Origin of the sequence: Methanimicrococcus hacksteinii (assembly GCF_032714515.1) — an archaeon.
Classification (GTDB): Archaea; Halobacteriota; Methanosarcinia; order Methanosarcinales; family Methanosarcinaceae; genus Methanimicrococcus; species Methanimicrococcus hacksteinii.
In genome coordinates this window covers 68,709-93,136 of the sequence record NZ_JAWDKC010000025.1, presented here as the reverse complement: position 1 = coordinate 93,136, position 24,428 = coordinate 68,709, and the positions used below count along the sequence as shown (strand labels likewise).

Here is a 24,428-nt window from a genome sequence, read left to right as displayed (position 1 = left end):
GGAAACCTGAAGGTAATCTGTGCCAAACGGAAACCTGAAGGTAATCTGTGCCAAACGGAAACCTGAAGGTAATCTGTGCCAAACGGAAACCTGAAGGTAATCTGTGCCAAACGGAAACCTGAAGGTAATCTGTGCCAAACGGAAACCTGAAGGTAGCCGTGCCAAACGAAAACCTGAAGGTAATCTGTGCCCACGTTCGCGTAGCGAACGGATGTGCTAAAAATGAGATGATGCATATGGAAATGCTGCCTGTACTGCCTGTGCTGCACACAGCTGATATGGGACGCAGGCAACAGTGCATGCATTATTGTATTGCATTTCAGTCGGCAGGCAACAAAAAAGGCGACCGGAGAAGAATTTTGAAAACAGTTGTTTCGTTTTAATTGAAAATCATTTGGGACATCTCCAATCCTCATTTTGCTCACTTCGTTCACAAAATTCGGATTGGAGGGGCGGTTTGTGAGATTTGTTTATTTTTCTTTTAAACGTGTTGCGGGATTTGATTATTTTTCTTTTAAACTTTTTGTGAGATTTGTTTATTTTTTCTTTTAAACGTGTTGCAGGATTTGATTATTTTTCTTTTAAACGTTTTTTGAAGTTTAACTCTTGCAATTGAAAACATTCCTTTTTTAAAGTTCAAAAAAACGAACCCCGTTTTTTGAATGATTTTCTCATTGTTCTTTTTTTTCATGGTTTTATCGGGGGTTCGGGTTTGAAAAAGTTATGAAAATGATGTTTTGTTTTTGAATTTAGACTGCAATTCGAATTGCAGTCTTATAAATATATAAATAGAATCCTGCGCTTGATTCTATTAACAATTCAATGCTGCATTTAATTTTGCTGATATTGAATCATGGCGTTCATTTATCATTTTATACGTTTCGTATTAATGTCACATATAATATTCAACAAATATTCAACAAATATTCAACAAATATTCAACAAATATTCAACAAATATTCAATAAATATTTCAACAAATATTTCAACAAATATTTAAATAAATATTCAAAAATAATATTCAACAAATTATTCCAAAATATTTAACATTTCAAAAAATGTAAAAACCATTTTATTCAAATTGCTCAAAAATCGCCGCCCTTCGGCGAATTAAGAAGGATTTCTCATGAAAAAAATGCATACCCTTTTGGTCTTATGCCTTGTCGCTGCCGCCGCGGTCTTTGCCGCCGGCTGTTTATCAACAGACAGCGGCAGCAAAGATTTAGATAACGTCGGCATGACGTCGTTTAAATCCGAAAAAGAATTACAGACATATCTTGAAAACGGCGGCTTATCGGGCTCATCGGGCTCATCGACTTCCGTCAGAAACACCGTGTCGGCGGATTATTCTTCCAAATCTCCCGCTCCGACACCGGCCGAACCGATGGCTGAATCTTCCGCAGACAACGGCATCAGTGTCAGCGGCGGCGGATCTGATGATTACTCTCAGACAAATGTTCAGATTGCCGGCGTCGACGAAGCCGATATTGTTAAAACAGACGGCAAAATCATTTTCTACACACCGAGTCTGTATTATCCGACAAATGTGACGCTTCACAATGATTCCAAATATCCTTACTATTCCTACGACACTTATCAAATGACGCTCGTCATTAACGCATTGCCGGCCGCAACAGCATCCATTATCTCAAACATTACGGAAACCGGCGGCAGTCTTTATTTGGCAGGCGACCTTTTGATTACAATTTCAACAGCCTACGACAACAAGAAAATTATCGCGTATGACATTTCCGATCCGGCCTCCCCGAAAAAATCCTGGGAGCAGGAATACGAAGGCTATTACGTTGATTCCCGCTTAATTGACGACCAATTGTATTTCGTTTCCAGCGAATACGGTTTCGGCGTTTTCCCGCTGGTCTGCATGGGCAGAGAAATCGCTTACTCCGACTGTTACTACCCGTACGGTCCCGATATCATTCGCCCGAACGCGGACATCACGTATTACATTACAAAACTGGACACAAAATCAGGCGACGTTGAAAAGACAGTTGCGCTCATCGGTTCTTACAGCACGCTCATGTTCGTTTCCGGCGACAACTTGTATTTGACCAACTACTATTATCCCGACACGCAGCTCATGTATTTGGATTTCGTTGAATCGAACGGTTCTGCTTATCTGCCGTCCGACACCATGAAATACATCAAAAAAGTGATGGGCTACGATCTCAGCACGCGCATCAAATATATGGCGGTCTCCGAAGCTGTCGGCAACTACACCACCGGCTTGACCGATGATGAAAACACGAAATTCTACGAATCTTTCTACAAAGACTACAACGCTTACTCTTCCGCTTTGATTATCGAAGCTGAAAAGACAACCGTCACCAAAATCAACTTGGAAACATTTGACGTTGTTTCAGGCGCCGTTCCGGGAAGAATCAACGACAAGTTCGCAATGGATGAAAACAGCGGCTATTTGCGCGTCGTTTCAACCGTCGGCGATGATTACAGAACCGAAGAAAGCACGCTTCGTTCGATGGTCAGCGTTTTGAATATGGATATGGAAGTTGTCGGAACACTCGACAATGTCGCAAAAGGCGAATATGTCCAGACCACGCGCTACATCGGCAATACACTTTATCTGATGACCTACACCGACGAAGATCCGTTCCTTTTGATTGACCTGAGCAATCCGGAAAGTCCGGCCGTTCTCGGGGAAATGAAACTGCAGGGCACATACAGCTACCTCCACCCGATCAGCGACACGCTGCTTGTCGGCTTCGGCTACTCGGGCGACTGGAGAGACTGGCGCACCAAACTGTCCCTCTACGACGTTTCCGATCCGGAAAACCCTGTCGAACTGGATGTTTTCTACTTCAACCAGGACGAATATGTCAGCGTTTACGACTACCACGGCTTTACATGGAACGCCGCCAAAAATCTGATGATTGTTCCGGGTTCGGAATCGGCCTACATCTTTGAAATCAAAGACGGCAAAATCACTTTGATGAAAGAAGACGTTCACAAAGACAGCTATGTGGTCCGCTCGGTTTACATCGGTGATTTCCTTTACACGTTCTCCTCCAAGGAAATCCACGTCTACAACATGACCAACTGGCAGCGTGTGAATACGATTGCAATCGAACAGCCGGTTTACCCCGACTACGGAACCATTTATCCGACGCATGACGATCCGATTTACCCGACACACGCCGAACCGGTTTATGCGTAAATCTGAAATTTAAAATTAAATTTTGTCGGAATGCCGATAAATTCGGCTTTCCTTCTTTTTTTATTTTTTCATTCCTTTTGTTTTCGTTTTCGCTTTTGTTCTTAATTTTTGTTTTGCTTATTTTTGTTTTGTTTTTATTTTCGGGCGAATTTGTTTTCATTTATTTCCGATTTAAATTTTTACCTTTTAATAAAAGTTATATAACATTCCCATTAAATTTAGTTTATCAACTTTGGCGGGATTTATATGAGTGTTTTCAAATCAGTTGCAGTTCTTCTATTGTGCAGTTTGTTTATTGCGGTTTCTGTCAGCGGATGTTTGTCAAGCGGTTCTTCGGATCTTGATAAAGCAGACATGAAATCTTTTTCTTCCGAAAGTGAAATGGAAGAATATTTCAATACCGTTTATTATTCCGATCGCGGAAATCTGGATGAAGAGCAATATTATTCAAATCTTTATTCAGGAAGTATTTGGCCGTCCCGAAACGGGTCTGCCGGGGATGTGTTAGGGGCTGTCTATTCTTTAAGCAGCAACACGACATCCTCTCCAAATGCTGTTCCCGAATCCGTGCCGACTGTCTATGATTCTTCGGAAGTTTCTTTTGTTTCCCGCTACTCCGAAACAAATGTTCATACGGCCGGCATCGATGAAGCAGATCTCGTTAAAACGGACGGCAAAACCATTTATTATACGCCTGAAAATTATTATCCGTATCAAATCCGCGAACAAACGGATTACCGCCGCGGAGATGTTTATTATTCTTACAGCACGGAACGAAAAACATTTGCAATTGATGCGCTCCCGCCCGAGTCGGCCGCCATTCTTTCAGAAATTAATCTGTCGGGCGATTTGTATTTGATTAACAATACGCTGGTTGCGATTCATTACAATTTAATCAAAGGGTACGATGTCACCGATCCGTCGGCGCCTGAAAAAATCTGGGAAAAACAATTGTGGGGATATTATGCCGATTCCAAAATGATTGACGGCAAATTGTATCTGGTTGTTTTGAACCACACAGTTCTCAGTCCGATGAAATATATGGGACAGACGATTGATTACAAAAATGTCTATTACCCGACAAATACAAATTCGGCTGTTCCGCAAACGGATACTGTTTATTACCTTTCCGAAGTGGACATGCAGGACGGCAGTTTTGATCAGACGGTCGCTTTAATCGGTTCGGAATCTTCCATTATTTACGGTTCGGAAAACGCGCTTTATCTGACAAATCATTATACCATTGACGAAGATTTGATGTATCTTCAATATATGAAAGATCAAGGCGCGGATTTTTACCCCGAAATCAAAAAAGAAATTTTGGAAATCGTTTCTTATGACGCCATCCGTCCTTATCTGCGGGCTTGGGGTGTACGGGATGTCGTTTCAAATTATACGGCCGGTTTGAATCTGACGGAACAGCAAATGCTGTTTAATTTGACACATAATGATTATTTGGCATATTCCTATGAATATGTCAAAAAAGCAGAACAGACGAGCATTACAAAAGTGGATTTAAATGATTTTTCAATAAATACAGGTTCTGTTCCGGGATTGCTTTTAAATTCATTTTCAATGGACGAATCCGGCGGTTATTTGAGAGTTGCGGCTTCCTCTTCGGATTCATGGATGATTCGGGAAAACAGTTTCAATTCGGTTTATGTTTTGGACGGTCAAATGAAAATTGCAGGAAAATTGGAAAATCTGGCTCCGGGTGAAACAATTTACAGTTCCAGATTTACGGGCGATATTCTTTATCTTGTCACTTACAGGGTGATTGATCCGTTTTTCGTTATTGATTTGAGTAATCCGAAAAGTCCGGAGCTTCTCGGCGAATTAAAAATTCCCGGTTATTCCACTTATTTGCATCCGATTAATGATACGGCTGTCATCGGACTCGGAAAGGCTGACAACAATGCGATGAAATTAACGCTTTTTGATGTCACAAATCCCGACAAACCGATTGAAACAGACAGTTATGTTTTTGATTCGAATGTTTATTCCGCAGCCGATCATGACTATCACGCTTTTCGCTGGGATGGTGAAAAAGGATTGCTTGTTATTCCGACATATGAGCATGCTTTTGTTTTCAAAGTTGACGAATCGGGAATTGAATTGAAATTTGATGATGTTCATGAAGGCGGCATGGTCAGCCGGACGATTTACATCAATGATTATTTCTATACTTTCTCCAACAAAGCGGTTCATATCATTAATCAAAACAGCTGGGAAATTGTGAAAATCATTGACATTCCGCTTCCCGAGTTGAATTTTGACTGACGGCGCTGATTGATAACGCAAGAGACCGGCATTTCTGTTTGTCTCTTGTTTTGTTTTTTTGTTTTTGTTTTTCTTTTTTTTATTTCATCAACTAAATATACTCCTTCTTCTCTATTTTTATTGATGACTCTTCTCTCGGGCCTTTCCGCCGTTCTCAAATCCGCTTCCGACAATCATGTGAGCGCCGTCTTCGGCGTTCCGGGATCTCCGATCACGGATATTGTTGACGTTTTTATGAAATCGCCTGAATTTTCGGCAGCAACCGAATGGTTTGTTAATGAAAAAATCGCTTTTGAATGGGGCCTGGGTTATTCTTTTTCAGGAAAACGGTCTTTGGTTGTCGTCAAACACGTCGGCATGAACGTTTTGGCCGACCCGCTGATGACGTCGATGATTCACACAATCGGCGCGGGGCTGGTTATTTTGACCGGCGACGATCCGGAAGTTGCGGGTTCGCAGAATTCGCAGGACTCGCGGTATTACGGCAGCCTGTCGCGTTCTCCGGTATTTGACCCGTCGTCGCCGCGGGAAATTTATGATTATTTGGGGGACGCGTTTGTTTTGTCGGAAAAAATTAAGGCGCCGGTCATTGTCCGCGTCACGGCGGCGATTTTAAATGACGAGACTGATGTTTCTGATATTTTTGATGTTTCCGATGTTTCAAATCTTTTAAACAAATCGGCCGGCTTTTCGGAAGGAACGCTTCGGGCCGATTCGTCGGCTTGGCAGTACCGGATGAAAGGGCGCTACCAGCGTTCTCATTTTGCAAACGACGGCACTTTACGGCAGGCGGCTGAGGATTTTTGCCGCATCGAAAACGCGGGGCCGGGAAACGGTGTTTCACGAAAGCTCGGCATTATCACATCGGGATACTGTTATTCGCGCGTTTCGGATGTCTTAAAACTGATCCGCGAAAAAAATATTTCTTTGGCGGCGTCGAATGGTTCTGATGTTTCTGATATTTCTGATATTTCTGATGTTTCTGATATTTCTGATGTTTCTGATATTTCTGATGTTTCTGATGTTTCTGTTCTTAAACTCGGGGTTGTCTCGCCGCTTCCGATTGACTTCATCCGCAAATTTTTGGAAAAGCATGACACGGTTTTGGTCGCCGAAGAATCGGAGCCTTTCATCGAAGACCAAATCCGCGTTTTCGGAAATGTCATCGGCAAACGGTCGGGACATCTGCCTTTCGGAAGCACGACGGCGGAACACATTTTATCGGCTGTTGAAAATGCGGGCTTAAAGTCCGTTCCGGTTTCAGCAAATCTTGACATTTACAAACGGCCCGAAAAAGGGCCCGATTTTTGCGGGGATCTGTTTTACCCTTATTTCTATGAAATGCTCGGCCGGCTGAAACGGGAAACAAATGTTTTTGTCAGCGGCGATATCGGATGTTCGATGTACGGCATTGTGCCGCCGTATTCGGTGCTGGACTCGGCCGTCTCGCTCGGCGCGGGCATCGGCATCGGAACCGGCGCGGGGCGTGCGGGACAAGCAGGAAAAACAGGACAGGCAGCGCCGGAAAAAGCAATCGCCGTTATCGGCGATTTCGGCTTTTTCCATTCGGGCCTTCTCAGCTTGATTGAAGCGATCAAAAAGAATGTTCCCGTTCTGGTTTACGTGATGCGGAATTCGGCGGCGGCCATGACGGGGGGACAGGCGGCTTATGATCCCGAAAATTTGATTCGGGCGGTTTTATCCGGAGGGCCGGAGTCGGAACCGGAATCTGAGTCGAAGCCGGAATCCGGCAATTTGAATTCGCTGAATGTATTTTCTTACGATGCTTCTCAAATCCGGGATGTGTCGGAACTGGATGATCTTTATTCTTTGAGCCGGGAAGAGCTTTCAAAGGGCGGCGTTTCCGTTATTGTTGTTCAATGGGACGGCGGGAAAAAAGAGGTTTGAGACGGAAAAACGGATTGATGAGAATTTGAAACATTTTGATGAAATTGACACATTTTGATGGAATTCGATTATTTTGGATGAGAATTGACACATTTTGATGAAGTTCGATACATTTTGATGAAAATTGAATAAAAATTTGACAGGTTTGAGAGAATTTAATAAAATTCTGTTCAATTTAATTTCCGAATTTTTGTTTTTGTTTTCCGTTTTAAATCTGTTTTCTTAGGTTGTTCATTTTGTTTTTCTTTTTTTGAAACTTGTTTTATTTTTATTTTTGTTTTTATTTCTTGTTTTTGTCTTTTTTGTCTGTGTTTTTTGTTTTTTTCATTTCGCTACTTCCCTTTTTTCGATTATAGGATAACATTTATATAATTTGCAATCTTTTCAGATATTTGGACAAATTTGGTTGATTTGCCTATGGTTTATTTCAGAAAATTATCGTTTGAATGTGTGAAAATTTTATTCCGCAGATTAAAATGAGTTGGGCAATTTCTCATTCTGTGCGCAGTCTTCATTCGGGCTGCCATACATACTTACCATCCGCACACAGCAAACGAAAATCCTGCAGTAAACTGTTTTTCGTATACATTATCTCATATTTGTTTTTGTGAGAGTTTGTATTGTCACTCGTTCAAAACATTAAATATTTGAAATTGAATAAAAATATCGGATTTGAAAAATTGATTGAAAAATTGATGAAAAATCCGATTGAAAGATCCGATTGAAAGATCCGATTGAAATTTCAAATGAAAATATCAAATATTAAAATATTGAGAATAAAAAACGAATTTCATAAAAAAATCTCCAAAATTAAAAAGACAGAAAAAAAGTATTGATCGACTCCGATTTTAAAGAATCGAATGATTCCGGCCGCGTCGAAGACGGCCGAAATCAAAACCTTCAATGCTCTCTCTGCAGCACAGCAAAGAAAAAAATTGAGGTACAAGGTAATTGGGCGAAAATCTATAAATAGATTCTCTCGGTCGTCTGCCTCTTTTTTTTCAATTGATCAAATTGAATTTCACGTTAAAAAATCTTGAAAACTTTCCGTACCTCTCGATTTCATACATTCGTTTCCTTTGTCCCTCTGAAGAGACTTTTTTTGGCCGGCATATGCCGTCCGGAAACAAGTAAAATTGCCTAACTTCGGAACGGACAAAGGAACCGAATGTTTGTGAATTGTTTTGTTCGGTGTTTTTCAAAAATCAGCCTGTCACTTATCCGATGTTCCAATAAAAACGAAGATTGTCGCCCGGTGATCACTTCCACCCCCCTTAATCCGACCCTTAATCCGATAATCTCAAACTGATATCATCTGTCAACCGTTGAAACAGTCAGGTTTCATTCGAGTCAAATCGAAAAGTGGCTTCAATTCGCTTACGGGAAACCGTTCGCGGATTGAGTTCGTAAATAAATAAACAAAATAAATAAAAAAATTAAGAAAATCTAAAGAAAACTCAAAAGCATAGTGTTGCCCCTGCATTTCATTTAAATGTGATTCTTCAAATGAATCGGGCAGCGAATAACAAATAAAACCAATCTAAAAAAGAAATGATTCGATCATGCTCCAACATAATCGAATTCGGGTTTATTGCGCAAATTTGGAAAATTGTATTACAATTGTAAAAGAGATGTTTACAAAGGAAATTTTTATCATATATACCTTTTCCTTGAACAATTTTTTTTCTCTGATTGTATTTTTTTCAAATATTTCCGGGATCGGTTTTTTTCCGTTCATTTGACGGGAAAACTCGAATCATTTCTTCCCCAATCGTTCCTCCGACTTTGCCGAAATTCCAATTAAGATTTCGGCGGAGTCCTCTGTAAAAAACGGGGGGGTATGAGACGTTTTCCTTACTTAACTTAAATCAATATAAAAAATTTTAAGGGATATAAATGAAATCTACAAAAATAATTATAATTGCTCTGGCAGTTATGTTAATTTTAACAGCAGTCCCGCTGGCTTTCGCAGACCCCGGTAACGGCAATGCGAACGGTCACGGCAACGGCAATGGCCCGTACAACGGTCACGGCAACGGTCCCGGAAACAACAATGGTAACGGCCATGGAAATAATGGCAATGGTCACGGCAATGGTCACGGCAATGGTCATGGCAACGGTCATGGCAATGGTAATGGCAATAATGGTACTCCTTACACACCTACTGAACCTGTTACCCCTGTCGCACCTGACCCTACTGCACCGTACAATGTTGTATTTGGTGACACAATTAATGTCATGTACATTGGTTGGAATGATTATTCTGCCGCAAATTCGGAGTTTGAGAATTTTACAACAGCGAATACAACATCAGCTTTCTATAATTATACTTACAATACATCTGCAAATAAAACTGTAAATTTTGTTTTCATTGGGCTTAACAATAGTGAAGAAACTTCATATCTTGAAAATATTGTAGACGGTGTTGCCAGACATTATGTTGATTTTGGCGGCACAAATGCACTTGCAGACAATGAAACCAAAGTACGTGAAATGTTTAAAGAAATGGATGTTATCGCATTTGACATGCTCTTTTCTGAAACAATGAATACTGTATACAATGAGAATCTTCAGGTAATTCTTGATGATTTTGATAATGGTTGCGGTAAACTTTGGATTTCTGTGAATTCAGCAGATTATCCTTCCGGTGATAGTTGGGCCCCGTCTTATTTCCATTACAGAGACAGTTATCTTAACTCTTGGAATGAAGCAGCTGCAGAATCTTTTGAAGCTGTAATTTCACCGATTCTTTGGAAAGACCCTTCTTGGGACCAAGCCGATCATGAAAATGTTTGGAATGCAGCTACAACAATTGATTGGAATGATTATTCACCCACTGAGCCGGATGCAGTTGTTTTCGGGAATACTGTGAATGTCATGTATATCGGTTGGAATGATTATGCTGCAGCTAATTCTGCCTTTGAAAATTTTACGACTGCAACAACAGGGTTCTATAACTACAGTTATATTTCAGACAATAAAACCGTGAATTTTGCTTTTATCGGTCTTAATAATAGTGAAGAGACATCGTACCTTGAGAATATCGTCGATGGTGTTGCCAGACATTATGTTGGTTTAAATGTTTCAGAATCTAATGAAACTAAAGTTCGTGAAATGTTTGATGAAACAAACATTATTGTTTTTGATATGTTATTTTCTGAAACGATGAATGAAGAATATAATGTCAATCTGCAGAAAATATTAGCATGCTATGCACAAGGTGAAGGAAAACTTTGGATTTCCGTTAATTCTGCCGATTATCCTTCTGGTGATAGTTGGGCTCCAACTTATTTCCAATATCGGGACAGTCCTGCAAACTCTTGGAATACTGCTGCGGCGGAAGATTTCGAAGATGTAATTTCTTCGCATCTTTGGACAACATGGTTACAATCCGATCATGAAGAAATTTGGAATGAAACCTTAGTTATTGATTGGAATAACTAAAATTTTTATGAAGATGAATTTTAAAATTCATCTTTTTTATTTTTTGGAAATAAATGAAATTTGATGAATTTATGTTAATCAAATTTTGATTGGTTTTACTATTTATATGATTTTAGGAATTATTGGAATTGTTTGGGGTATTTGTTATGTTTCAAAAAACTTACCAAAAAAAATTAACTTTCATATTTATCACATTATTCTTATTAGTTTTACTAATTACACCGGCAGTCGCAAATGTGACGCAACAAACTATTGAAATTGATAATATCACAACAGAAGGATTTGATGTTGTGTTTAATATTTCGCGTGCAGTTCCTCCTGCAGAAGGTGACTATTCAACGGCAACTATCTATTATATTGTCAGTGACCAATTTTCACAACCTGACGGGCTCACTTCTGCAAATTGGCCAATTACTTTACCACTTTCTGGTAATTATTTGGAAGCTGCTAAAGAAATGGATTATATCAAAGATGTTGTTTTAAATGTCGGTAGTCCTTATTATTATGGTTCTTCCCCCAAACTCGAAATTCGAGGTCTCAAAGCAGGAACGACTTATTTTGTTGGAATGATGGCAGATGATGGCACACAATCTTCATATTATAGTTTTAAAAATGTGACCACGGAACCTTTACCTTATAGTCCCGCAATTGAAAAGGTCATTCGCGACAGCTATTTTGCAGCTGTCGGAGAAGCAATGAGTGACGAAATTACATCCGCAGAACTTCGAAAAATTGAAAGTTTAAATCTTTCCGGCATTCAAATCGAAAATACACAAGAATTAATGTTCATTAAAGACATGACAGCAGGAACAAGTCAGTTAAAACATTTGGATCTTTCAGAAACAGGGATTACTGATTTACCCAATATATTTTATGACTCAAATATGAACATCACGACATTAATATTACCTGAAACTCTTAAAAAAGGATATGCTATCGGTGGTTCAATAACTGAACTAACAATCCCAGATGGCACTGAAGAAATACATATCTTCGGCAATTTCACTTCATTGGATGTGCCTGAGAGTGTTAAAATAATTTCAGTTAAAAGTGCTCAATTGGTTGAAGAATTAGATTTATCACATGCGGAAACTGTTTATTATATCCACGCCCCAAAATTAACATCAATCAAATTTCCCGATAGGATGACAGAATTTTATTCTACAAAAGCCGGTCTATTTGAACGTAGTTCCAGTGGAGTTAATAATACGGCCATCACTGAAATCATTGTACCTTATTCAGTTAACCGTATCGGTGGATATGTTTTTCCAAATAATGCTATTGTTCATTTGCCTGATAAGTATATTATTAATACGGGTTCTCAAATCAATACATTTACTCATCCCGGCGGAACATTATACATCCAAAATGCAGATCAATTGCAATTTGTTGGTTCCAGCAGCAATTATGCAAAGATTGTTTTAAACAACTCAATGGTCATAAATAAATACCCGTTACAAAACGGCGCTGAAACTTACATTAATGTTACTCCAAACCGTGCTTGGACAAACGGGTCTGCTTATTCTGTTGCAAATTTTACTGCGGTTCCCGGGATTACAATTACAAATAATTTTACAAATGAGTTAGATGGCAGAATCTCCGGAACTCCTTATTACAATAGAAGTCACCAATATACATCACCATTCAAAATTAATGGTATCCACATTCCGTATGGCGAATCTTTCCATTTCGGAACATTTGATGAATTGGAAACATTAATTCAGGAAGCAGAAGCAAAGGAACAAACTTCATTTTCCGAGGGAAATTGGAACATCCTTCAAACTGAAATCACAAACGCAAAGTCAACTTTAAACAAAAAAGAAACATTAAACGATAACAATATCACACTTTTTAATTCTTACGGCAATTTAAATAAAGCGGTTCAAGGAATTTCTCCTTCAACGGATTCCCTTAAAACATTAGAAAACTTGCGTGATAAAGGAAAAGAGTACAAAGAATCCGATTATAATGCTGAAATATGGGATTCTTTTAAAGACGCTTATGATAAAGCTGATGCTCTTTTAAAATCAGATGCGGCAACACAATATGAAGTCGATCAAGCGTCAGCTTATTTGAAACGTGTTATGGATGGCATGGTAAAAGAATCCGAAATCGTTTCTATTTTGCATCTCGGTTGGAAACAAATGCCTGCTATTGAAAAAGCTGCACAGAATATGTATCACAGCGGTTATATTAATTATACATATATGGACGGTTTTGATGAAAAAGACGATTCTGTTGATTTAAGTAACGTTGAATTTGATCAATATGATATTGTTATTTTTGATATGATTTCCTTTGATCCAAATTATGATGTAGCATTGGAAAAAGCGGTCGGCTCCGGTACAACACTTATTGGCGTTAATGGCGGAAGTGAACCGGATTATTTTACCGCAGTTTATACGGCATCTTCCGATTTCAAATATTATAATCAGGTGTCAGCAATTTCAAAATTAGAAACCGATGCCCAAAATATCATCGCTCAACAATGGGGCGAAAAATTTTTGCTGAATCTTGTTATTGACAGTGCAAATACAGAACGAAAAGAATTAGAAAATACTGTTAAATTGTTTGAAAGCCAAAAGTTTGAAGTGCTTTATATCGGCGATGAAGGACCGGATGGTGTTGAAGGTCTTCAAAATGCTGTGCTCCGACAGGATGAAAGTATTTATGGCGGCATTGGTTCATGGACTGCTTTCCTGAAAACAGATATTGAATCTGTCAAAACTTATCTTCAACAACACGCCGGAACGCGTGAGCCGCTTATTATTGTTTGTGATTCTTTTACAAATGAAGATTGGACAACTTTTAACAACGAATTCGATTTTAAATCAATGCAAGAATCCGGAACGAAAATTCTGAGTATCCGCAACGCTGAAGATTTGCCTGAATATACTGTTTCTGATAGTTATATCACTTTATCAGGATTTGGCGGTACGGATGATAAAAGTTTAGAAGTTATTTCCACAGTGCTTTTCCAAATTTCCAAACGTCACGGAACTGATTTAACAAGCATTTGGGAATACACAATTCCTCCGGAAGCAACACCTTCTATCGGCCTTTATAACAGAGGACTTGATGGAGAGCGTGTTTATTTCGCAGATTTGGATTCATATCTGGAATGGTATGAAACAAAAGGAAGCAGTACGGGTCATTTCTACAATGATGCGAATTGCACGGTTGGAATTTGGATTCATGTACAAGATCGTGATGCAGGAAACGCTGTTGATGAATTAATTGTTCGTTTAGAAGAAAACGGTATCAATGTCATTACTGGTTATGAAACATATGATGATTTGCCAAAATATTATTGTTTCAATGGCAATCCTTCTACTCCTGCAATTGATGTTGGTTTATCTGTTAAAAATTTCGGATTGAATTATTACAACCATGATGAAGGCATCCGCCAATTAGAAGCAATGAATATTCCTATTATTAAAGGCATTTTCCCGTATTCTGAAGGTACTTCTATTTCGGATGAAAATAAAAATATCGATTCTTCTATCATCAGCCGTTCTGTTCTTTCACCCAACCGAGATGGTCTTTTTGAATTCATTGTTCTCGGTTATAACGACACCGGAAAAGGTGGCGGTTCGGCAATTTTTGAACATCAGGTTGATTGGACTGCAGAAATTATCAAAGGATGGGGCAATCTCAGACATACTCCAAATGAAGCAAAAGAAATTGCATTCATTTACTACAATTATCCGCCGGGAAAAGACGGCATCGGTGCTAACTACTTGAATGTTATTCGTAGTATTACCGGTGACGGGGGAAGTAATATCGGTATATTGAGAGAAATGGATAAAAGTGATTATACAATCGATTTTTTCAATTTACCTGTAGCCACTATGCAAAAAGGCGGCTCTTTCACATTTAAATACGGTGAATCTGATTCCCAAACAATGACGGAAGAAAATTTGATCAATTTGATGTACAGTCAAGGTATTAATGTCGGCTCTCATGCGCCCGGTGTATTGAATGAAATGGTTCAAACCCGAATCGACTTTGAAAATGATCCTTCAACAAATAATGATGATTGGTGGGGATGCCAATTAATTCCGGTTGATTTGTATTCTGAATGGTTCTGGGAGGATATTACGGATGAAGATTTAAGAAGTGAAATCTTGAAAGTCTGGGGTGCTCCATGGGATTTCGAAGTCGGTAAAGATGAAATGGGTATGATGTGGGTTGATGAAACAGGCCATTTCGGAGATATCGGTGGAAAATACTTTGTCATTCCTGCAATCCGCGTTGGAAATGTATGGTTGATGCCGCAGCCGGATCGTGCGCTTGCAGGTGAGAAAGGAGTGACCAGTGTTGATTATCACGGCGATTTACCGCCGACACATCAATATGTTGCTTTTTATTTGTGGCTTAACCGCGGTATGGATGATCAAGAATTTAAACCGGATGCTTTAATTCATTTCGGTACGCATGGAACTCATGAATGGCTTCCCGGAACATCTATTGGTCTTGACCGCAATGAGGATTGGGCGCCTTCATTAATTCAGGGATTGCCTAACATCTATCCATATATCATGGCAAATGTCGGTGAAGGATTGACGGCAGAATTTAGAGGGAACGCGTTAATTATTGAACACCTGACACCTGCAATGATTCGCAGCGGTCTTTATGGTGAGCTTTTAGAGATTGATGCAGCTCGGCAAGGATATATGAAACAAGCATCATTGGGAGTTTCAAAAGATGATGAAAGCTATGGGGCTATTGTTGTATCTTACCGTAAAATAATCGTTGAAAAAGTTTTCAGCACAGGTTCGCATGAAGCTATGAATTTGGATGAGTACAGGTTGAAAATAAATCCGAGCAATAAAAATAAAGTCACAAATGATGAACTGAAAGCCTACCTTTTGAATTTAAACGATAAAGAATTTACAGCTTTTGTTGACAACCACGTTCATACGTATATTGAGACTGTTCTTGAAAGCAGTATTCCATATGGTATGCATGTCTACGGGCAATCGCCGAATGCGACACATTCTGCATCTATGATTCGAGCAATGTGGGGCAATTACGGATTTGAGAAAGTAATCGAAAAAGCTTATTTCACAGATGCACAAGGTTCTTCCGGTATCCCTCTCCAGCCTATCGAAGATTCCACCGGAACTCGGTATAACGGCAAGTGTGATGAAGATGTGTTGAAACTTGTCGAAGATATTATTAAGAGTGACAGATCTGCAAAAGCAATTGAAGACGCTTTGAAAGCTAATTTTGGTGAAGCAGACCCTGAAGTTGTTTATTTCATTAAAGGTCCGATAATGTATGCTGAAGCCGAATTGGCAAAATTATCTAATAATCCTTCTCCCGAAGAACTTGAAACATTAAACAATACTGTTTATGATAAATGGGTTCAATCCGGACTGAATGCTGAATTAGCAGGTGCTTACGGCAGTAAAGTTGCAGAAGGAAAAACACGCGAATTTGTGAATTTAACTCTTGAAGGAATGAGAAACGGCGTTTCTGCTGAAAGATCCATTGATTCGGCTTTAAACAAACAATACAGTGTTAATAATTATCAAAGTCAAAGCTGGATAAATGAACCGGTTGTTAATTTCTTAACATCTGACAAAATTTTGTCATTTATGGCAGATTTAGAAAACAGTGGTCCTCGTGAAATGTATGCTCTTTTAAACGCTTTAAATGGAGGTTATATCCCCCCGACAAGCGGAAATGATCCTGTTCAAAATCCGGATGCGTTACCGACCGGTGCCAATTTTTACGGCATTGATCCCTCGACATTTCCGACGAGAGCGGCATGGGATGTCGGACAGGTGATGGGTGAACAAATCTTAGCTGATTATTATTTGAAATATGGCGAATTCCCGTCAACAGTTTCGTTCATGAGATTTGGTGTCGAATTTATTCGCGATGAAGGTTCATTAGAAGCTTGTATCTATTATTTGCTGGGTACATATCCGACATGGAGGGGCAATGAATACGGTTCAGGCAGTCCGTTTGATAAAGCGGTTATTATGGATCCGTCCGATCCGCGTATGCAAATCACAGTGAAAGATGCAAATGGAAATGTTGTTTATGAAGGACCACGGCCACGCGTTGACATTGTTTATAATACGGCAGGAATGAGGGACGGGTATTCAAATGTATTAAGAAGTATCCAAAGAACAATTGATGAAGTTTACGAACTTGGTAACCAATCTGACGGAAAAGGAAGAACAATTGTTAATTATGTTACAATTAATACGAACGAAATCGCCGGCCTTCTTGAAGATGCAGGATTAAGCCCGGAAGAAGCCAAACGCATTGCAAAGTTCAGAACATATGCGCAACAGCTCGGAAATTATGAAATTGGCACAGGCAATATGATTTCCAGCGGCAGTGACTGGGATGAACAAAAGGTAGCTGAATTGTATTTAGAAAGGATGGGTTTTGCTTACAATGATGATACCTGGGGCGAAAAAATGAACTCAGATATTTTGAAGCTTTTACTGGCCAGAGTTGATGCTTCCGTTTTTGCTTCCTCGTCTAATTTGTACGATAATTTGGATAACGACGACGTTTTCCAATATTTCGGCGCAATGAATATGATTTCATCTATGTACAATAAAGACGGAACGCTCAAAGACAAAAGTGAATGGAAACTTCCCGAGATGTATATTGCCGATACCAGCAATGTTGAAAATTTCGATCCGGCAAATCCCGGCAAACTGATTGCAACGATGCAGGAAGCTTTGTTGAAAGATATGCAGTCCCGTTATCTCAATCCGGAATGGATTAAAGGTATGATGGAATCGGGTTATTCCGGTTCGACAATGTTTTCAGAATTTGTTGAAAATATGTTCGGATGGAGTGCCATTTCAAACGGAGAACTTATCAGCATGGAAGTTTGGGCGCAAGTTTACGATATTTATGTTCAAAACGCCTATAATACGGAAGAATTTGGTTATTTGGATCTGCAATCATATTTCGAAGAAAACCCATATGCATATCAATCAATGACTGCAAGAATGCTTGAAACGATTCGCCGTGAATATATGCGTATTGATACAGATGCGCTGACTGAGGAACAACAAAAAGAGATGGAAGCTTTGCGTGAAACGATGAAAGAGAATTTGATGAGTGAATATATCAAATCTGCAGTGGATGCCGGTATTGCATGCTGTCACCACACTTGTGGAAATCCTGCATTTGATGAGTTTATGGCAGGATCAGTTTCTGTTCTCGGATTGTCTTCTGATGAAGAAGAAATCTTCTGGCAACTTGTCAAAGATGCAACCGGTCGTGATAAACCTGAGGTAAAAGTTGAACAAAAAATATCTTCTTCCACTTCCGGCGCAGGCTACGGAACCGCTACATTGGTTGAAGCCGGCGAACCTGCAAGCGGCGAAACCAACGACTCTAATGAAGAAAATAATGAAGAGCCGGACGAAGGCAACCAAAATCCGGGGGTCGGTATTGACGGAACGGAAACGGGAACACCGACAGATGCTGTCCGCGGTTTTGAAGTGACGGTTTCAAATGCGGTCAATTCGGTTCGTGATTTCATCCAAAACCCGACTTTCTCAACGTCAAGCATCATTGCAATTGCAATTGTTGTTTTGGTCGTCGGCGCTGTCTTCTACGGTTTCAGAAGGAGGAATGTCTGATAATTAATCAAAAATGAAGCCAATTAGAAACATTGTTGGGACACAGAAAATTAAACAAAATCTGCCGGGTTTTTCCGGCAGTTTTTATTTTTTTAATTTTTAAATTTTTTAATTTAATTTTAATTTTTGATTTGTTTTAAAATCTGTTTTTCAATAATCTATCATTTTTAGGATAAATTTGTCATCTTTTTTTATTCAAAAAATGTCATTTCTTGGGTTATCTATAAATATATGTCCGATAAAGTTTGGAACGTTTTTCATGATTATTCATTGACGAGAGGTCCGTCATGTCCAAAGTTACAAAAGTTTTGATATTACTCAACGATATGGTATATGAAAGCACAGCGCCGCAGCATGCTTTGCGTTTTGCGCGCTGCTACAGAAAACGCGGAATTGATGCCACGATTCTGATTTGGGGCCCGATGGGGGCGATTCTGACCAAAAAGAACAAAGTCGGCACTCAAAACTATGACGATAAAATTCAGGAATGCCTGGATCTGGGCGTCAAAATCAAATGCTGCGAATTGGCGGCTTCCATCATCGGCATGACGCAGGACGAAATGATTCCGGGAACCGAAATCATCACCACAAAAGAGCTGACCAACACCTTAATCGAATACACGGAAGAAAATCAGCTGATTATGTACGTTTGATTCGTGTTTGATTATGATTGTGTTTGATCGTATTTGATTATGATTGTGTTTGATCGTATTTGATTATGATTGTGTTTGATCGTATTTGATTATGATTGTGTTTGATCGTATTTGATTTGATTGTGTTTGATCAATAACCGACAAAATTTGTCGGTTTGTCAATTGATCGTAATTTATCAATGATAATTTGAATGATAATTTGAATGAAATTTGTCAATAACTGATTCGGTCAAACATCCTTTTCATTTTTATTTAATTTTTGTTTTTATTTTTTATTTTTCGAATTGCAGGATAAATTTCAGCTGAAATTTAACAAAACGGTTGACCGCAAAAAAGAATACCGATTATATTTTAAACTCATTATCTGTTCTGTTCATTAATCGAAAACGAAAGTCTGATCGAAATAGAATTAATTGTTTTAAAACCATTCGGAGATTGATAGTCATGTCCACAGCAGAAAAATTAACGGCGGATGAGAAAGCTCTTCTTGACAAAATGATTTCAGGCGAAATCAATTTACGCAAAATCGAAGAACACCTGGATAAAGACGGCTCGGCCAAACTGCGCCGCGCTTTTTTGGAAAACCAAAAAAATGTCGAACTGGACCACATCTCAACCTATTCCTTTGACACCGAAGCGGTCGCCAAAAAGAACATCGAAAACTTTATCGGCGCCGTTCAAATCCCGCTCGGCGTTGCCGGAATCATTAAAATCAGCGGTGATTATGCCAAAGGCGATTATTACTTGCCGCTTGCGACAACCGAAGGCGCGCTGGTGGCCAGCGTTAACCGCGGCTGTTCCATCATCACAAAATCCGGCGGCACAACCGTCCGCGTGTTTAAAAACATGATGACAAGAGCGCCCGTCTTTAAATTCAGCACATTGGACGAAACCAAAGACTTCTATGACTGGGTCATGCTTCCCGAGACATTCGCCAAAATGAAAGAAGCGGCGGACGCAACCTCCCGGTTCGGCGAACTCCTGGATGTTCAGGCATTTGTCAGCGGCAACAACGTTCACGTCCGCCTCGGTTTTGACACAAAAGACGCGATGGGCATGAACATGATCACAATCGCGTCCGAAGCGATTACAAAACTTATCGCCGACGAAAAAGGCGTCGCTTGCGTTTCACTTTCCGGAAACATGTGCACCGACAAAAAGCCGACCGCAATCAACGCGATTCTCGGCCGCGGCAAAACCGTGGTTGCCGAAGCCCGCCTGTCCGCTTCATTTATCGAAGAAACGCTCAAATGCACGGCTGAATCTATGTTTGACGTCAATTACCGCAAAAACTTCATCGGTTCGATGAGAGCCGGCGCACTCGGCTTTAATGCCCACGCCGCAAACATCGTCGCCGCCGTTTTCCTCGCCTGCGGCCAGGATCCCGCGCACGTTGTTGAAGGCAGTCTTTGTGTCACAGAAATGGATTTGGCCGACAACGGCGATCTCATCTGCTCCGTCACGATGCCGGCCGTTGAAGTCGGAACCGTCGGCGGCGGAACGTCCATTGCAACGCAGCAGGAATGCTTGAAACTGCTCGGCGTGGCCGGGGCGGGTGCCGTTCCCGGGGAAAATGCACTGGCGCTTTCCGAAATTGTCACCGCCGCCGTTTTGGCAGGCGAAGTGTCGCTCATTGCCGCCCAGGCCGCCGGTCACCTGGCGCGCGCGCACGCCCAGCTCGGGAGATAATTTCTCCCAATTTTTCCCAATTTCTTCCCAACTTTTTTCATTTTTTCCCGATAATTTTTCGTTTTTGAATCGGTTTGCTATTTTTTGACTCTTTTTGTAGCTCTCAAGTGTTATTTTTGATATGCGTTTGTGTTACTGTATTCGGTAATATTTATATACTTTCTTTTTTGATTAAGAATTCGTAACACTTTTTAATTAAATGTTATTAAAGTTATGAAAAATCAGTACAATTTTTCACACCGTTTATTTGGGTGTATAAAATGGTCAAAAAAGAATACTTGTTAAAAGGATTGGGCTGCGCCAACTGCGCCGCAAAAATCGAAGACCGCGTCGGCAAATCGGCCGGCGTTCTCGAAGCCTCGGTTAATTTTGCCACGGAAACGCTCACGATTGAACTGAAAAACGATGCCGGCGATCCTTTGCCGGAAATCGAAAAAATCGTTCGTTCAATCGAACCTCACGTCGTCGTTTCCGAAAAAACAAAACGCCGGAATCCCCCGAAAGAATATTTCCTGAAAGGATTAGGCTGTGCCAACTGCGCCGCAAAAATCGAAGATGCCGTCGGCAGATTAGACGGCATCGAAGAAGCCGCTGTCAGTTTCGGAGCAGCAACGCTGACCGTCCGCCTGAAAGACGGTTACACCGGCGACATCTTGCCCGAGATTGAAAAAATCGTTCATTCGATTGAATCGCATGTCGAAGTGACGGAAAAAAAGAAACAAACCGAATTCAAAATCGTCAAACCCGCCGAACCCGCCAAATCCACCGGATCGGCCGCATCCTCTGAATCTGCCGCATCTGCCGAATCTGCCGCATTCGCTGAATCCTCTGAATCCGAATGCCATGATGCGTGCTGCGAATCCGTTTCAGATACAGCCCCGGCCGAATCCGGTTCTTCGGTTTCCGATAAAAAACGTTTTTCCGTGTTTCAGTACGTCGATAAAAAACGGGCCGCCCGGATCTTAATCGGCGCACTTGTCTATTTGCTCGGCATCCTGATTCACATTTCCCACGAAACAGCGCTTCCGGGTCTTTCCGACATCGGAATTCTTCACGGAACGCCCGCCGAATACATCGTTTTCATCATCGCCTATCTCATCATCGGCGGCGACGTTGTTTACAAAGCCGTCCGCGGCATTTTCCGCCGCGAGTTTTTCGATGAAAACTTCCTGATGACGATTGCGACACTCGGCGCTTTCGCGCTCGGCGAATACACGGAAGCCGTTGCCGTGATGCTCTTCTATCAAATCGGCGAGCTTTTCCAGGAAATGGCCGTCAACCGTTCCCGCAAATCCATTTACGATATGATGGACATCCGGCCCGATTACGCGCACAAAATCATCAGTTCCGATGACGGCGGTAGCGGCGGATACGAAACCGTTTCCCCGTACGATGTTGAAATCGGCGATTCCATTCTCGTCAAGCCCGGCGAAAAAATACCGCTGGACGGAACGATTTTGTCCGGTGCTTCTCTGCTTGACACCTCCGCGCTGACGGGGGAGTCCGTTCCCCGGACCGTTCGCGAAGGCGACGCCGTGCTTTCCGGAAGCATCAACAAAAGCGGAACCTTGACAATCCGCGTTGATCAGCTGTTTGAAGAGTCCACGGTCTCCAAAATCCTGGATCTGGTTGAAAACGCCGCTTCCAAAAAAGCGCCGACAGAGAAATTCATCACCCGCTTTTCCAGATACTACACGCCATTGGTGACGCTGGCGGCCGTTTTAATTGCCGTCGTTCCGCCGCTGGTTTTGCCGGGCGCCGCCTTTGAAGACTGGATTTACCGCGGCCTGGTTTTCCTGGTCATCTCTTGTCCCTGCGCGCTGGTGATTTCCGTTCCGCTCAGCTATTTCGGCGGCATCGGCGCCGCTTCCAAGAAAGGCATTCTTGTCAAAGGCAGCAACTATTTGGAAGGGTTGACGCAAGTCAAAACCGTTGTTTTTGATAAAACCGGAACCTTGTCGGTTGGCGTTTTCGATGTTGTTCGAATCGACCGTCCCCGGGAATCCGCGCTTTCGGACAATGACCTGCTGGCACTCAGCGCCGCCGCCGAATCTTATTCCAATCACCCGATTGCCCATTCGATTGTTAAAGCGGCTGAAGATAAATTCACCGGAAACAAATCCGAATCCGTTTCCGCCGCGTCTGCTGCGTCCGCCGTGACTGCTGCATCCGCCGCGATTGCTGCATCTGCCGTGACTGCTGCGTCTGCTGTGACTGCTGCATCCGCTGTGACCGAACATACAGAATATCCCGGTTTCGGCATTAAAGCCGTTTGCGGCGGCAAAACTGTTGTCATCGGCAACTTGAAACTGATGGACTTGGAAAACATTTCCGTTCCTGATCTGCCGGACACGGGATCGGCGGTTGAAACGCACATTTATGTTGCCGTTGACGGCGTTTTTGAAGGGCGGATTGCCATTTCCGATAAAGTGAAGCCCGACAGCAAGGAGGCGTTGGCGCGCCTGAAAAAGTCCGGTATTGAAAAGACGGTGATGGTCACCGGCGATACCGACAAAGTCGGCCGCGCCTTTGCCGCTGATCTCGGATTGGACGATGTTTACACGGAGCAGCTGCCGCATCAGAAAGTCGAGGCGCTTGAAAAAATAGAAGCCGAAACCAAATCTGTGAATCCCAAGTCAAAAGTTGCTTTCGTCGGCGACGGCATCAACGACGCCCCCGTTCTGACGCGCGCCGATATCGGCATTGCCGTCGGCGGTGTCGGTTCCGATGCCGCGGTTGAAGCCGCCGATGTGGTTCTCATGACCGGTGATCCGATTCAGCTGGCCGACGCGTTTGACGTTGCCAAAAAAACAAAATCGATCGTTTACCAAAACATCATTTTCGCGCTCGGCGTCAAAGTCATTTTCATGGCGCTCGGCGTTATGGGCATTGCTTCCATGTGGGAAGCCGTTTTCGCCGATGTCGGCGTCACGCTGCTCGCCGTTTTAAATTCGATGAGACTTTTGAGATTGAAATAAATCTCAGGTCTCATTTTTCATTTCTTTTTATTTCTTTTCATTTCTTTTCTTTTTTCACTTTTCACTTTTCACTTTTCATTTTTTATTTTTCACTTTTCATTTTTTCTGTTTTTCTATTTTTTTATTTTTACTTTCAGATTCTTTTTTCGTTTTTTATTTTTGTTTATTTGAGCAAAACCCAAACATCGGTTTTGAAAAATCAGACAAATCCGAACTCCCGATAAAACCCGAAAAACAGAAAACAAAAAGCAGCTCAAGCAAAAAAGGGAGTTCAGATTTTTGAAAATTGAAGAAAGACGATGTTTATTTTGTTTTGAAGTGAATTGAGAACCCGAAACAACCACCTCCAACGACGAGTTTCGTGAGCGTAGCAAGCGTTAGGAGGAGTTGGAGATTCGTCCCATGACTTCAACGAAACACAATGCAGCATCATCATTAAATTTTTTATAACACGTATTTTCTTTAAATTTTCTTTTTTTTGAAAACCTCTCCAAATTCCGATTTCGTTCGCCGCTTCGCGTCGCCCGAAATTCGTAATTTGGAGTGGGGTTTGCTGTATTTGTTTCAAACCGAAACATCGGTTTTTTGAATTTTCGGCAAACCCGAACTCCCGATAAAACCGGAAAAACAAAAAAACATTCTAAAAATAGCTCAAGCAA

At 41.2% G+C, this 24,428-nt stretch carries 10 protein-coding genes; 9 read left to right on the top strand and 1 reads right to left on the bottom strand.

Annotation, left to right across the window (positions count from 1 at the left end):
• Positions 1 to 236 (bottom strand): hypothetical protein (locus tag MmiAt1_RS07995; RefSeq protein WP_318786361.1); only part of this gene is annotated, 236 nt, incomplete at its 3' end.
• Between MmiAt1_RS07995 and MmiAt1_RS07990 the strand changes: the two genes are divergently transcribed.
• From MmiAt1_RS07990 to MmiAt1_RS07950, 9 genes are all read left to right on the top strand, one after another.
• Positions 237 to 383, top strand: coding sequence for a hypothetical protein (locus MmiAt1_RS07990; protein ID WP_318786360.1), 147 nt, complete (start codon positions 237 to 239; stop codon positions 381 to 383).
• A 742-nt stretch (positions 384 to 1,125) separates the two neighbouring features.
• The gene (locus MmiAt1_RS07985; RefSeq protein ID WP_318786359.1) at positions 1,126 to 3,192 is read left to right on the top strand and encodes a beta-propeller domain-containing protein; all 2,067 of its coding nucleotides are present in this window, start codon (positions 1,126 to 1,128) and stop codon (positions 3,190 to 3,192) included.
• A gap of 246 nt (positions 3,193 to 3,438) precedes the next feature.
• The gene (locus MmiAt1_RS07980) at positions 3,439 to 5,472 is read left to right on the top strand and encodes a beta-propeller domain-containing protein (protein ID WP_318786358.1); all 2,034 of its coding nucleotides are present in this window, start codon (positions 3,439 to 3,441) and stop codon (positions 5,470 to 5,472) included.
• 123 nt (positions 5,473 to 5,595) lie between these two features.
• A complete protein-coding gene (locus MmiAt1_RS07975; protein WP_318786357.1) occupies positions 5,596 to 7,380 on the top strand; it encodes a thiamine pyrophosphate-dependent enzyme in 1,785 nt (594 codons plus the stop codon).
• Positions 7,381 to 9,276: 1,896 nt separating this feature from the next.
• Entirely contained in the window at positions 9,277 to 10,824 is a 1,548-nt protein-coding gene (locus MmiAt1_RS07970; protein ID WP_318786356.1) for a hypothetical protein, read from the top strand.
• A 146-nt stretch (positions 10,825 to 10,970) separates the two neighbouring features.
• Positions 10,971 to 18,449: a cobaltochelatase subunit CobN gene (locus MmiAt1_RS07965; RefSeq protein ID WP_318786355.1), complete on the top strand. Its 7,479-nt coding sequence runs from the start codon at positions 10,971 to 10,973 to the stop codon at positions 18,447 to 18,449.
• A 287-nt stretch (positions 18,450 to 18,736) separates the two neighbouring features.
• Positions 18,737 to 19,102: a DsrE family protein gene (locus tag MmiAt1_RS07960; protein WP_318786354.1), complete on the top strand. Its 366-nt coding sequence runs from the start codon at positions 18,737 to 18,739 to the stop codon at positions 19,100 to 19,102.
• 444 nt (positions 19,103 to 19,546) lie between these two features.
• Positions 19,547 to 20,791 carry a hydroxymethylglutaryl-CoA reductase (NADPH) gene (gene hmgA / locus MmiAt1_RS07955; RefSeq protein ID WP_318786353.1) on the top strand — a complete coding sequence of 415 codons (1,245 nt, stop codon included), beginning with the start codon at positions 19,547 to 19,549 and terminating at the stop codon, positions 20,789 to 20,791.
• A 260-nt stretch (positions 20,792 to 21,051) separates the two neighbouring features.
• Positions 21,052 to 23,769, top strand: a complete 2,718-nt coding sequence (locus MmiAt1_RS07950; protein ID WP_318786352.1) for a heavy metal translocating P-type ATPase — start codon at positions 21,052 to 21,054, stop codon at positions 23,767 to 23,769.
• Positions 23,770 to 24,428: the final 659 nt, after the last annotated feature.

What these genes read in the sequence shown, in the direction of transcription:
- MmiAt1_RS07980 (WP_318786358.1), top strand. Translation starts at nt 3,439, where the DNA reads ATGAGTGTTTTCAAATCAGTTGCAGTTCTTCTATTGTGCAGTTTGTTT.
- hmgA (WP_318786353.1), top strand. Translation starts at nt 19,547, where the DNA reads ATGTCCACAGCAGAAAAATTAACGGCGGATGAGAAAGCTCTTCTTGAC.
- MmiAt1_RS07950 (WP_318786352.1), top strand. Translation starts at nt 21,052, where the DNA reads ATGGTCAAAAAAGAATACTTGTTAAAAGGATTGGGCTGCGCCAACTGC.
- MmiAt1_RS07990 (WP_318786360.1), top strand. Translation starts at nt 237, where the DNA reads ATGGAAATGCTGCCTGTACTGCCTGTGCTGCACACAGCTGATATGGGA.
- MmiAt1_RS07965 (WP_318786355.1), top strand. Translation starts at nt 10,971, where the DNA reads ATGTTTCAAAAAACTTACCAAAAAAAATTAACTTTCATATTTATCACA.
- MmiAt1_RS07985 (WP_318786359.1), top strand. Translation starts at nt 1,126, where the DNA reads ATGAAAAAAATGCATACCCTTTTGGTCTTATGCCTTGTCGCTGCCGCC.
- MmiAt1_RS07960 (WP_318786354.1), top strand. Translation starts at nt 18,737, where the DNA reads ATGTCCAAAGTTACAAAAGTTTTGATATTACTCAACGATATGGTATAT.
- MmiAt1_RS07975 (WP_318786357.1), top strand. Translation starts at nt 5,596, where the DNA reads ATGACTCTTCTCTCGGGCCTTTCCGCCGTTCTCAAATCCGCTTCCGAC.
- MmiAt1_RS07970 (WP_318786356.1), top strand. Translation starts at nt 9,277, where the DNA reads ATGAAATCTACAAAAATAATTATAATTGCTCTGGCAGTTATGTTAATT.